This is a genomic window from Bradyrhizobium sp. CCBAU 53340, from assembly GCF_015291645.1.
Lineage (GTDB): Bacteria > Pseudomonadota > Alphaproteobacteria > Rhizobiales > Xanthobacteraceae > Bradyrhizobium.
The window spans coordinates 7,668,921-7,681,089 of sequence record NZ_CP030055.1; the positions used below are offsets into that span (position 1 = coordinate 7,668,921).

General features: G+C 63.6%; 10 protein-coding genes. 4 read left to right on the forward strand and 6 right to left on the reverse strand.

The genetic code is table 11. From position 1 onward, the window contains the following. Nucleotides 1–142: 142 nt before the first annotated feature. Complete coding sequence (locus tag XH89_RS36305; protein ID WP_194465062.1) at nt 143–1,369, forward strand: ABC transporter substrate-binding protein; 1,227 nt, start codon at nt 143–145, stop codon at nt 1,367–1,369. 55 nt (nt 1,370–1,424) lie between these two features. On the opposite strand, the gene XH89_RS36310 is transcribed toward XH89_RS36305, so the two are convergent. Then, nucleotides 1,425–1,850: a DUF1330 domain-containing protein gene (locus XH89_RS36310; protein ID WP_194465063.1), complete on the reverse strand. Its 426-nt coding sequence runs from the start codon at nt 1,848–1,850 to the stop codon at nt 1,425–1,427. 166 nt (nt 1,851–2,016) lie between these two features. Here XH89_RS36310 and XH89_RS36315 point away from each other — a divergent pair, with 166 nt between their 5' ends. Further along, entirely contained in the window at nt 2,017–4,257 is a 2,241-nt protein-coding gene (locus XH89_RS36315) for a transglycosylase domain-containing protein (protein ID WP_194465064.1), read from the forward strand. A 329-nt stretch (nt 4,258–4,586) separates the two neighbouring features. Here XH89_RS36315 and XH89_RS36320 read toward each other — a convergent pair whose 3' ends face one another. The 4 genes from XH89_RS36320 to XH89_RS36335 all read right to left on the reverse strand — a co-directional run bounded on the left by XH89_RS36320 (nt 4,587) and on the right by XH89_RS36335 (nt 9,212). Beyond that, complete coding sequence (locus tag XH89_RS36320; RefSeq protein WP_194465065.1) at nt 4,587–5,426, reverse strand: M48 family metallopeptidase; 840 nt, start codon at nt 5,424–5,426, stop codon at nt 4,587–4,589. 217 nt (nt 5,427–5,643) lie between these two features. Beyond that, complete coding sequence (locus tag XH89_RS36325; protein WP_194465066.1) at nt 5,644–6,972, reverse strand: polyhydroxyalkanoate depolymerase; 1,329 nt, start codon at nt 6,970–6,972, stop codon at nt 5,644–5,646. 121 nt (nt 6,973–7,093) lie between these two features. Next, nucleotides 7,094–7,912: an ABC transporter permease gene (locus tag XH89_RS36330; protein WP_194465067.1), complete on the reverse strand. Its 819-nt coding sequence runs from the start codon at nt 7,910–7,912 to the stop codon at nt 7,094–7,096. Nucleotides 7,913–8,408: 496 nt separating this feature from the next. Further along, entirely contained in the window at nt 8,409–9,212 is an 804-nt protein-coding gene (locus tag XH89_RS36335) for an ABC transporter ATP-binding protein (RefSeq protein WP_194465068.1), read from the reverse strand. Nucleotides 9,213–9,336: 124 nt separating this feature from the next. Here XH89_RS36335 and XH89_RS36340 point away from each other — a divergent pair, with 124 nt between their 5' ends. Both XH89_RS36340 and XH89_RS36345 read left to right on the forward strand, forming a co-directional pair. Next, entirely contained in the window at nt 9,337–10,647 is a 1,311-nt protein-coding gene (locus XH89_RS36340) for an ActS/PrrB/RegB family redox-sensitive histidine kinase (RefSeq protein ID WP_194465069.1), read from the forward strand. A 103-nt stretch (nt 10,648–10,750) separates the two neighbouring features. Further along, nucleotides 10,751–11,305 (forward strand): ActR/PrrA/RegA family redox response regulator transcription factor, encoded by a 555-nt coding sequence (locus XH89_RS36345; RefSeq protein WP_301267463.1) that lies wholly within the window; start codon nt 10,751–10,753, stop codon nt 11,303–11,305. Nucleotides 11,306–11,479: 174 nt separating this feature from the next. On the opposite strand, the gene XH89_RS36350 is transcribed toward XH89_RS36345, so the two are convergent. Beyond that, nucleotides 11,480–11,968: an MmcB family DNA repair protein gene (locus tag XH89_RS36350; protein ID WP_194465071.1), complete on the reverse strand. Its 489-nt coding sequence runs from the start codon at nt 11,966–11,968 to the stop codon at nt 11,480–11,482. Nucleotides 11,969–12,169 lie beyond the last annotated feature (201 nt).

The following is a 12,169-nucleotide window of genomic DNA, read 5'->3' on the forward strand; positions in this document are numbered from 1 at the left end:
TGGCCTGAAGCGCGACAGCGCCGCACCGCGATCCTTGCGCTGCGGCGAACGTTCCTCCACAATCTTCGACAGCGATGGCGACCGTTGCAATCAACGGAAAAAGACCATCGGCCGAAAATTCCGTCAGGAGGAACAACCCAACATGACCAACCGCAGAGCCTTCCTAGCTGCCACGACGGCGCTCGCCGTCACCTTCTCCGCCGGCCAGGCCCTCGCACAGAAGAAATACGACACGGGTGCGAGCGACACCGAGATCAAGATCGGCCAGACCGTGCCGTTCTCCGGCCCCTATTCCGTCTACGCCAATATCGGCAAGACCCAGGCCGCCTACTTCAAGATGATCAACGACCAGGGCGGCATCAACGGCCGCAAGATCAATCTGATCCAGTATGACGACGCCTATTCGCCGCCGAAGACGGTCGAGCAGGTGCGCAAGCTCGTCGAAGGCGACGAGGTCCTGTTCACCTTCCAGCTGATCGGCACAGCCGCGAACGCCGCCGTGCAAAAATATCTCAACAGCAAGAAAGTGCCGCAGCTGCTCGCCTCGACCGGTGCCGAGCGCTTCAACGATCCGAAGAACTATCCCTGGACCATCGCCTACAATCCCAACTACCCGTCCGAGGGACGCATCTACGCGAAGTACATTCTCAAGGAGCATCCGAACGCCAAGATCGGCGTGCTCTACCAAAACGACGACATGGGTCGCGACTATCTCGCAGGCCTCAAGAGCGGTCTCGGCGACAAGGCCGCCAGCATGATCGTCGGCGAAGTCTCCTACGAGGTCACCGATCCGACGGTGGATTCGCAGGTGGTCAAGCTGAAGTCGATGGGTGTCGACGTGTTCTTTGACGCCTCGACGCCGAAATTCGCGGCACAGGCGATCAAGAAGCTCGCCGACCTCGGCTGGACGCCGGTGCACATCCTCGACATCAATGCGAGCCCGATCTCGGCAACGCTGAAGCCGGCCGGCCTGGACATCTCCAAGGGCATCATCTCGACCCAGTATGGCAAGGAGCCGGGCGATCCGCAGTGGAAGGACGATCCGGGTGTGAAGGCGTTCTTCGCCTTCATGGACAAATATTTCCCAGAAGGCGACAAGCTCAACACCGTCAACACCTACGCCTATTCGGTGGCGGAGCTGCTGGTTCAGGTGCTGAAACAATGCGGCGACGACCTCACGCGCGAGAACGTCATGAAGCAAGCCGCCAGCATCAAGGACTTCACGCCGAGCCTGGCACTCCCCGGCATCAAGATCAGCACGGGCCCCGACGACTACCGCGTCAACAAGCAGATGCAGATGATGAAGTTCAACGGCGAGCGCTGGGAACTGTTCGGCCCGATCATCGAGGGCTCAGGCCCGGCGGGCTAGGCGCTAAGCCTCGAGATGCAATCGGCGGTCCGCGGGCCGCCGATTTTTTTTGCATCTATTTCGGCACCTCTCCGAAATTCTTCCCCACCGGCAGCACCGCATGCCGGATCAGGCGCGAATCCTCCACCGCGGCCTGGCGGTGCTTCACCGCCTCGCGATAGACGGGGTCGCGGATCATCTCGACGAAAGCGGCGACGCTCGGGTATTCGGCGATGAAGCAATGGTCCCAGCGCTCCTCTTGCGGGCCGATCAGCATCAGCTCGAACCGGCCTTGCCAGACGATGCGTCCGCCGAGGCGTTCGAACACCGGGCCGCTCTCGCGTCCATAGGCCGCATAGGCCTCCGCGCCGCTCGCCTTGCGGCCGTCGGGATAGGCCGCTTCTTTGCGTAAGCGCACCAGATTGAGCATGTGGATCGGGCCGGGGCGGTCGTTGTCCCGGAATTGCGCGAAGATCTCCTTGGTCGGATCGATATGGCCCATGCGGCTTCCTCTCCTTTTATGGCGGCGATCCTAGCCCTGACGCCGAAAGAGCGGAACTGCGGCCCGGGAATGCCGCACCTCCTAATCAGACGTTAAGCACGGGGTAACCGGGCCTTAAACAGCGACCGCTAGCGTGCGGCGGGGCGGGGTGACGGGCGTTTTGCGTATGGGATCGGCAAAGAAGAAGGGTGGGCGGAAGGAGCCGTTGTTCGGCTTGCCTGCGGCGCTCGCCGATCTGCGCCTGACGGCGGCAGACCGCATTCCCGGCGGCGACGACGACAAGCCGAAAAAATCCGCCAGCAAGCGCAGAAGCGAACCTGCCGACGACGAGCCGCCGCGCGAGCGCAAGGCGCAGGCCAAGAGCAGCAGCGCCAAACGCCGGTCGCGATCATCGATCAGCGCCAGCCTCGGCCGCCTCGTCTATTGGGGCGCCGTGCTGAGCCTGTGGGGCGTGATCGCCGTGATCGGCGTCGTGATCTGGGTCGGCGCCCATCTGCCACCGATCCAGTCGCTCGAGATTCCAAAACGTCCGCCGACGATCCAGATCGTCGGCATCGACGGCAGCGTGCTGGCGCAGCGCGGCGAGATGGCCGGCGCGAATGTCGCGCTGAAGGATCTGCCGCCCTATCTGCCGAAGGCCTTCATCGCCATCGAGGACCGCCGCTTCTATTCGCATTTCGGCATCGACCCCGTCGGCATCCTGCGCGCCCTCGTCACCAATTTGCTCCACCGCGGCGTGTCGCAGGGCGGCTCGACGCTGACGCAGCAGCTCGCGAAAAACCTGTTCCTGACCCAGGAACGCACCATGGCGCGCAAGCTGCAGGAGGCGGAGCTCGCGATCTGGCTCGAGCGCAAGCATTCCAAGAACGAGATCCTGGAGCTCTACCTCAACCGCGTCTATTTCGGCTCCGGCGCCTACGGCGTCGAGGCGGCTGCGCAGAAATATTTCGGCAAGCCGGCGAAGAACGTCACGATCGCGGAAGCCGCGATGCTGGCAGGTCTCGTCAAATCGCCCTCGCGCCTTGCGCCGAACCGCAATCCGGAGGGCGCGGAAGCACGCGCACATGTCGTGCTGGCGGCGATGGCGGATGCCAAGTTCATCACGGAGGCGCAGGCCCAGGCTTCGATCGGCCATCCCTCCTACAATGTGAAGCCTGTCGGCGCCGGCACCGTGAACTACGTTGCCGACTGGATCGGCGAGGTGCTGGACGACCTGGTCGGCCAGATCGACGACAGCATCAGGGTCGAGACCACGATCGATCCGAAGCTCCAGGCCGTGGCGGAGGCTGCCATCATCGACGAACTCGCGGCCAAGAGCGTGAAGTTCAATGTCAGCCAGGGCGCGCTGGTGGCGATGACGCCCGACGGCGCGGTGCGCGCCATGGTCGGCGGAAGGAACTATTCCGAGAGCCAGTACAACCGCGCGGTCACCGCCAGGCGCCAGCCAGGCTCCTCGTTCAAGCCGTTCGTCTATCTGACGGCGATGGAGCAGGGCCTGACGCCCGACACCGTCCGCCAGGACGCGCCGATCGAGGTCAAGGGCTGGAAGCCCGAGAACTACACGCATGAATATTTCGGCGCTGTCACACTGACGCAGGCGCTGGCGATGTCGCTCAACACCGTCGCCATCCGCCTCTGCCTCGAGGTCGGACCGAAGAACGTGGTGCGCACCGCGCACCGGCTCGGCATCTCCTCCAAGCTCGAGCCCAACGCCTCGATCGCGCTCGGCACTTCGGAAGTGTCGGTGGTCGAGATGGTCGGCGCCTATGCGCCGTTCGCCAATGGCGGCCTTGCCGTCACCCCGCACGTGGTGACGCGGATCAAGACGCTCGACGGCAAGCTGCTCTACATGCGCCAGGGTGACGAGCACAACCAGGTGATCGAGCCGCGCTATGTCGGCATGATGAACACGATGATGCGGGAGACGCTGATCTCGGGTACGGCGAAGAAGGCCGAGATCCCCGGCTGGCAGGCCGCCGGCAAGACCGGCACCAGCCAGGATTACCGCGACGCCTGGTTCATCGGCTACACGGCCAACCTCGTCACCGGCGTCTGGCTCGGCAACGACGACAACTCGCCGACCAAGAAGACGACCGGCGGCGGCCTTCCGGTCGAAGTCTGGACCCGCTTCATGCGCGCCGCGCACGAGGGCGTGCAGGTGGCGGCCCTGCCCAACCTGCAAAGCAATTGGGGTCCGGCCAACCTCGTGCAGATCTCATCACAGGTATCGCCGCCGACACCGGCAGCATCGCCTGGATATTCATCCGGCCCTGCACCGGCGCCAGTCAACAACGGCGGCTATCGCGCTCCATCGCCGCCGACGCGCGCCAATGTCAATGCACGGCCGGAAGCGGCGGCCGGGCTTGATGGTTGGCTTATGGACCGGCTGTTCGGCGGGAATCGGTAGATCCCCAAACAAGAACGCGAAAACAACCTCATGCACAGTAAGCGGCGTGTTGCCGCGAGATGTGTGGTGGATTGGTCGAAGGCGTTGATGTGATGAGGCAAATCAGAGACGTGACGCAATCAGCGCTGCGAATCGGTGAAGCACAAGAAGTGCGCTGCTCTTGCCTACCCCTCGGTGTCATCCCGGCGAAAGCCGGGATCCATACCGCGTCATCTATCGAGGGCGGAAGGTGGGAGTACCGAACCACTAATCTTCGCCAAACCACTCCCTGTGGCTATGGGTCCCGGCCTTCGCCGGGACGACATCGAGTGTTTGGCTTGCAGCGAGGCCTAATCCTCGACCCCGTACCGGTGCAGGTCGTTGCCATAGGTGTCGAGCCACTTCTTGGCGCGCTCCATCGAGGGGCACACCTTGCCGCAGACGCGCCAGAACCGGGCGGAGTGGTTCATCTCGACGAGATGGGCCACTTCATGCGCGGCGAGATAGTCGAGCACGTAGGGCGGCGCGAGGATCAGGCGCCAGGAGAACGACAGCGAGCCGGCCGACGTGCAGGAGCCCCAGCGGCTGGACTGATCGCGGATCGAGAGCCGCTTCACCCGGACGCCGAGCTCGGCGGCATGGATCTCCGCCGACCGCTGCAAATCGTGGCGCGCCTCGCGCTTGAGGAAATCACCGACACGGCGATCGACATAGTCGAGGCCGCCGGCGACGCAGAGAATGCGTTCACCGCTGTCGCGCGTCTCGGTCCACACCGTGCCGCGCTCGCCGGCGCGATGCACGATGCGATGGGGGACGCCGCGAAGCGGTATCACTGTGCCAGGCTGGAAGGGCGCCGCCTTCGGCAGACGACCAAGACGCGCCGCGATCCATGCGCCGTGACGCTGCGCGAAGTCTTTTGCTTCGGCGAGCGTGCCACGCGGAGGCATGGTGAGGATGGCTTCGCGGTCGCTCGGATGAATCCGAAGCGTATAGCGGCGCGCTCGGCGGTGCCTGCGCAGCCGAATCGCAAAAAATTGCGATCCGTGGGTGATGACGAGGGTCTTCGGTTCGTGGGGCCGCCGATAAAGGAGCGCGCGAGTGGCCATGTCTGTCAGTCCGGGGAGCAGGAGTTCGCCCGGATTCTGCCATAACCGCCGCCAGGGAAAGCGCTCGGCGCAAAAACAAATCATTTGCCCAATATACAGGGGTCAGGCGTCCGGGAGACCCTACAGACTGGGGTTGGAACCGGCTTTTTTCGCCCCCGCTGGACGCATGCGACACCCCCAAAAGGTGAGGGAAGACTCACTCCTATAAAGCTACCTAAATACCGCGAATCTGGCGGGGTCTGGACCCTCCCGGAACCACCGGCAGGGCCTGAATTTTCGACGGGAAAGCCGAAATCCGCGGTTATTCAGCCGCGCGCGCCTGCAATGACGCCGGATTCGCCGCCGAGACCATGAAGTCATGGATGCGCGGCACGATTTCCGACTTGAAGCGCGAGCCGTTGAACACGCCGTAATGTCCGACGCCCTTCTGGACGTAATGAATGCGGCGGTGATCGGGGATCGCACTGCATAGCGAGTGCGTTGCTTCGGTTTGACCGAGCCCCGAGATGTCGTCGTTCTCGCCTTCGACCGTCATCAACGCAACGCGCGTCACCTTGGACGGATCGACGCGGGTTCCGCGATGGGTCATCTCGCCCTTCGGCAGCGAATGTTTCACGAACACGGTGTCGACCGTCTGCAGGTAATACTCGGCCGGAAGATCCATCACCGCGAGATACTCGTCATAGAATTCGCGATGCTTGTCGACGAGATCGCCGTCGCCCTTCACCAGATGGGCGAACAGCTGCTTGTGGGCGTCCATGTGCCGATCAAGGTTCATGCTGATGAACCCGTTGAGCTGGAGGAAGCCCGGATAAACGTCGCGCATCATGCCCGGATGCGGGAATGGCACCTTGGTGATGACGTGGTTGCGGAACCAGTCGATACCGCGCTCCTGGGCGAGGTTGTTCACCGCAGTCGGATTGCGGCGGGTGTCGATCGGACCGCCCATCAGCGTCATCGAGGTCGGCACGAAGGGATCGCGGCGCGCTTCCATGACCGAAACGGCGGCGACAACGGGCACGGAGGGCTGGCACACCGCCATGACGTGGGTATTGCCGCCGAGGACGTGCAGCATCTCGATGACGTAGTCGATGTAATCGTCGAGATCGAAGCGGCCTTCGCTCAAGGGCACCATGCGGGCGTCGGCCCAATCAGTGATGTAGACCTCATGCGCGGGCAGAAAGGCCTCGACCGTGCCGCGGAGCAGCGTTGCGTAGTGGCCGGACATCGGCGCGACGATCAGCACGCGCGGCTGCGGGCTGCGCAGGGGACGCGCGAATTTCCGATCGAAGTAGAGCAGCCGGCAGAACGGCTTTTCCCAGACCGAGCGGACCTCGACCGGGACGCGGATGCCGTTCACCTCGGTGTCGTCGAGGCCCCATTCCGGCTTGCCGTAACGGCGCGTGGTGCGCTCGAACAATTCGCAGGCCGCGGCAACCGACTTGCCGACCTGGGTGCGCGCCCACGGATTCAAGGGATTCTGGAACAGCAGCTTGGTCGCGTCGGTGACGGCGCGCGCCGGATTGAGAGAGGCGTGCGCCATCTCGTACATCCAGTACATCGGTGTCGTTAGGACCGGACTGCCTTCACTCGCCAGGGGCGGCGCACCGCCAAACTCACCAATGGGCATCGCTATATTCCTCTTCGCATCGCAGCATACTGCCGAATGCGTAATATTGCGTCAATGCATGGTTCCGTACATCTACGTGCTCCAAACCGCCAAACCAGCCTGAATCCACGAGAAATTGACATTATTCGCCGGCTGACAGCAGCGAGCCGTGCTTCCTGGCGCTGCGCAAGAGGGCAAGGAATGCCCCAAAAGAAGCAACCAGCAGAGCTGCGTTGATGGCCAACGCGGCCAGCATCAGGTCGGTCCGGAAGGTTTGCTCGATCAGCAGCGCGCGCATCCCCTCGAACACGTAAGTCGGTGGCAGCGACCAGGCGACGTATTGCAGCCAGGCCGGCAGCACGCTGACCGGATAATAGATGCAGGCGAGCGGCATGATCGCGAACATCAGCGTCCAGACGATGCTCTCGGCGCCGAGGCCGTTGCGCAGCACCAGGCCCGAGACGAAGATGCCGACCGACCAGCTGGTGAAGATCAGATTGCAGAAGAAGGCAATCAGCGGCAGGCCGAGGCTGTAGACATTGAAGTGAAACAACACCAGCGCGAGCAGCGTCATCGGGATCACGCCGATCGCGAGCCGGATCAGGCTCATCACCATCAGCGAGAGCAGAAACTCGATCGGCCGGAGCGGGCTCATCATGAGGTTGCCGAGGTTGCGCGCCCACATCTCCTCCAGGAAGGAGATCGAGAAGCCGAGCTGGCCGCGGAACAGGATGTCCCAGAGGATCACGGCGCCGATCAGCGTGCCGCCGGCGCGCGCGAAGAAATTGGCGTTCTGCGCGATGTAGAGCTGGAGGAAGCCCCAGGTGATGACCTGGAGCGCCGGCCAGTACAACAGCTCGAGCAGCCGCGGCCAGGACGACAACAGCAGATACCAATAGCGCAGGATCATCGCGCCGATGCGGTGGACGGAGATGCCGCGGTGGAGGGAAACCTCGCTCATGGCACGCCCCCGTAGCCCGGATGGAGCGCAGCGCAATCCGGGCTACGGCGCCAGCCACGCACGTCGGCGTCATCCTGAGAGCCTGACTCAAAATAAGTCCTTGAAAACCAAGGAAGGCAGAGTTGGTGTTTCTGGGAGGTAGTCGATTCCTCCTGATCGGAAATCCCTATGCATTGAGCACGTTCGTTACAGCGAACCTGGTTTTCGAAGCTAACGACCACCGCCGCAAGATGTTGAAATGACTCGACTTCATTTTCGGTCAGGCTCTGAGGTGCAAACCTTGCGATGCGTACCGCATCGCAAGGTTTGCCTCGAAGGATGGGCCAAGCACGCTTGCGGCACATCCTTCGAGGCGCGCCAAAGGGGGCGCGCACCTCAGGATGACGGCTGTGCGCGCGGATAGAACAATCATCATGGTTTGCATGCGCGAACCGGCGGGCGGCAATCGACGGCCCCGGATTTCGCTGCACTCCATCCCGGCTACGGACCATCTCCCTCATCTCGCCCCCTCCTTCGCATCGTTCACCCGGCCACGCGCGACGTCGAGAAAAACTTCTTCCAGCGTGGTGCGGTTGTAGCGGGCCATGATGGCGTCGGGCGTGTCGTCGTCCTCGATGCGGCCGCGCTTCATGATGATGACGCGGTCGCAGAGACGCTCGACTTCGAGCATGTTGTGCGACGCCAACAGGATGGTGGCGTTATTCTCCTTGCGGTAACTCTCCAGGTGGCTCCGCACCCAATCGGCCGTGTCAGGGTCGAGCGAGGCGGTCGGCTCGTCCAGCAACAGCAGCTCCGGCTGGTTGATCAGGGCCTTCGCCAGTGCGACGCGGGTCTTTTGCCCGGCCGAGAGTTTTCCGTTGGCGCGGTCGATGAACTCGGTGAGATCGAGATCATCGGCCAGTTTTGCGATGCGGTCGGCGAGGCCTTTCACCGCATAGAGCTTGCCGAAGATGGTGAGGTTCTGCCGCACCGTGAGCCGCATCGGCATGTCGACATAAGGGCTTTCGAAATTCATCCGCCCCAGCACCGCCGCGCTCTCCTCCGGCATCCGATGGCCGAGCACGCGGACGCGGCCTGAGGTCGGCAGCACCAGCCCCATGATCATCGCGATGGTGGTGGTCTTGCCGGCGCCGTTGCCGCCCAGCAGCCCGGTGATGCTGCCGCGGGGAAGCGAGAAGGAGATGCCGTCGACCGCGCGGGTCTGCTTGTAGACCTTGACCAGATGGTCGACCTCGATCGCCGCGGGCAAAGTGTCATCCGCGACAGTCGGCCAGCTTGAAGCCTTGTCATTCTCGGTCATGCTGCAGGCGTTCTTCGGCCATTGCGGCGTGGAGCGCAAGACTTGATGTCCGGGACTTCCGCCCCATGGGCCTTCGGACAAGCGTGTTTGTGATCGGACACGCGCACCGCTAGATTGGCCAGATATGACCGAGACCGCAGCTTCCGACTTCCGCCCGTCGCAACGACACATCCGCCTGGACACCATCCTGCGGCTGCGCTGGCTCGCGGTGCTGGGACAGCTCGCCGCGATCTTCATCGTGGCGCAGGGGCTCGAGTTCGATGTCGCGATCGTTCCCTGTGTCAGCATCATCGGCCTGTCGGCCACGCTCAATCTGGTGCTGCAGACCGCGGTCAATCCGATGCGGCGGCTCGAACCGCTCCACGCCGCCGCGCTGCTGGCCCTGAACATCGTGGAACTGGCCGGGCTGTTGTTCTTCACTGGCGGATTGCAGAACCCCTTCTCGTTCCTGTTCCTCGCTCCGGTCTTGATCTCGGCCACGGCGTTGCCGGCGCGGCTGACCTTCGGCCTTGGCATTCTGGCCGTCGCCTGCGCCTCGATCCTGTTCTTCGTCCATTTCCCGCTGCCTTGGGACTCCGAGGATCCCGTGGTGCTGCCGCCGATCTATCTCGTCGGCGTCTGGCTTTCGATCGTGCTCGCGATCGGCGTCACCAGCCTCTACTCGTTCCAGGTGACCGAGGAGGCGCGCAAACTCGCCGACGCACTCGCCGCGACCGAGCTGGTGCTGACGCGCGAGCAGCATCTGACCCAGCTCGACGGATTGGCTGCGGCCGCTGCGCACGAGCTCGGCACGCCGCTTGCGACCATCTTCCTGATCTCGCGCGAGTTGGAGAAGACGGTGAAGGACCCGAGCTTCGCCGCCGACCTCAAAACCTTGCGCGAGCAGACGCAGCGTTGCCGCGACATCCTGAGCAAGATCACCCAGCTCTCCTCGACCGGCGCGCCGTTCGACCGCATGAAACTGTCCGAGCTGATCGAGGAGGTGGTGGCGCCGCATCGCGATTTCGGCATCGCCATCAAGGTGCGGATTGCCGTGACCGCAACAACCGAGCCGGTCGGATCACGCAATCCGGCGGTGCTCTACGGCGTCGGCAATATCGTCGAGAATGCCGTCGATTTCGCGCGCACCACCGTGGAAGTGAATGCGTGGTGGAACAACGAAACCATCGAAATCGTGATCTCCGACGACGGTCCGGGCATTCCGCCCGATCTCATGAACCGGATCGGCGAGCCCTATCTGACGCGGCGGCGCGCCCAGGATGCCGGCGGCGGCCTCGGGCTCGGCGTGTTCATCGCCCGCACGCTGCTCGAACGTACCGGCGCCAAGGTCTCGTTTAGCAACAGGACCTTTCCGGAACATGGTGCGGTGGTCCAGATCACCTGGCCGCGCGAGCGATTTGAGGCTATCGAGAGCCTAGAGGAAACAATAGGATAGGGCGCGACCTTGCGTCGCATGTGAGGCCCGATCGACTATTGGCGGCCTTGGCATCGCCGGATGGCGAGGCCATATGTAGATGTGCAGGAGAGAGGACAAAACCTTGAACGCCATCGCCGAACTGAACGAACAGGCCGACCGCTCGCTTCTCATCGTGGAAGACGACAAGCCGTTCCTGGAGCGCCTGTCGCGCGCCATGGAAACGCGCGGCTTTGCGGTGACGTCATGTGACACGGTCTCGGATGGTCTGGCGCAGATCGGCAGGTCCGCGCCGGCTTTCGCCGTGGTCGATCTCAGGCTCGGCGACGGCAACGGTCTCGACGTCGTCTCCGCGCTGAAGAAGAAGCGCCCCGAAGCGCGCGCCATCGTGCTGACCGGCTATGGCAACATCGCCACCGCCGTCACCGCGGTGAAGATGGGCGCGATCGACTATCTCTCGAAGCCCGCTGATGCCGACGACGTCGTCGCCGCGCTGCTCTCGACCAGCGCTGAAAAGTCCGAGCTGCCCGCCAACCCGATGTCGGCCGACCGCGTGCGCTGGGAGCACATCCAGCGCATCTACGAGATGTGCAACCGCAACGTCTCGGAAACGGCGCGCCGCCTCAACATGCACCGCCGTACGCTGCAGCGGATCCTGGCGAAGCGCGCGCCAAGGTAATTTTAGCCATAAACAATCCATCCCCGTCACCCTGAGGTGGCCGCTTCTTCAGCGGCCCTCGAAGGGCGACGGCCCGGCTGCATCGGGGCCGTTCATCCTTCGAGGCTCCCGATGGGGCGCTACGCGCCCCATCACTCGCACCTCAGGATGACGGGTCGTTAGATCCGCTCGCCGCTACTCCCAAAAATCGGCGTGCCCTTGTGGATCGACCAGGCGGTTGATGCGCAGCGCCGCCGCCATGCCGAACCGCACCGTCATCTGCTTGCGCGTCGCCGCGGCCAACTTGTGCTCGGGCGCTTCGCAATGCATGTGCGCGCCATAGGCGTCGGCGATGATCAGGCCGGTGTCTTGCGGAAAGATCTCGCAGGGCAGGTCCTGCGTGAAGGCGAAGAACAGCCGGTCGCAATGGGCGCGATATTCGTGCCATTTCTGATCGGCGCGCAGATCCTCGACCGACGACTTGATCTCGACGATCCAGATCTCGCCGCGCTCGTTCAGCGCCACGAGATCGGCGCGTCGGCCCGACGGCAGCGGCAATTCGCTGATGCAGGAAAAGCCGAGCGAGCGCAACAGCCGCGCCGTGCCGCGCGCGATCGCGAGCGCAGTCTCCGACTGGCGGCGGTCGGGCGGTGGAACGAGGGCGATGCGGGCGGGGTTTTCCATGGCGGGAGAGTAGCCGATTCCGGTGTGACCGCACACTGCCCGATGGAGGCGGGCTGCTGCCTCAATTACCGCTGTCGTCCCCGCGAACGCGGGGACCCATAACCACAGGAAGGAGTTTCAGCACGAGCTGGCAACTCCGAGTCCTCGCAAAACTGCTCCCTGTGGTTATGGGTCCCGGGCTCGCGACTACGTCGCGCCCCG

Coding starts and splice junctions, on each gene's coding strand:
- XH89_RS36310 (WP_194465063.1), bottom strand. CDS start 1,850: ATGGGCCATATCGATCCGACCAAGGAGATCTTCGCGCAATTCCGGGAC.
- XH89_RS36350 (WP_194465071.1), bottom strand. CDS start 11,968: ATGGAAAACCCCGCCCGCATCGCCCTCGTTCCACCGCCCGACCGCCGC.
- XH89_RS36330 (WP_194465067.1), bottom strand. CDS start 7,912: ATGAGCGAGGTTTCCCTCCACCGCGGCATCTCCGTCCACCGCATCGGC.
- XH89_RS36305 (WP_194465062.1), top strand. CDS start 143: ATGACCAACCGCAGAGCCTTCCTAGCTGCCACGACGGCGCTCGCCGTC.
- XH89_RS36340 (WP_194465069.1), top strand. CDS start 9,337: ATGACCGAGACCGCAGCTTCCGACTTCCGCCCGTCGCAACGACACATC.
- XH89_RS36325 (WP_194465066.1), bottom strand. CDS start 6,972: ATGCCCATTGGTGAGTTTGGCGGTGCGCCGCCCCTGGCGAGTGAAGGC.
- XH89_RS36315 (WP_194465064.1), top strand. CDS start 2,017: ATGGGATCGGCAAAGAAGAAGGGTGGGCGGAAGGAGCCGTTGTTCGGC.
- XH89_RS36320 (WP_194465065.1), bottom strand. CDS start 5,426: ATGATTTGTTTTTGCGCCGAGCGCTTTCCCTGGCGGCGGTTATGGCAG.
- XH89_RS36335 (WP_194465068.1), bottom strand. CDS start 9,212: ATGACCGAGAATGACAAGGCTTCAAGCTGGCCGACTGTCGCGGATGAC.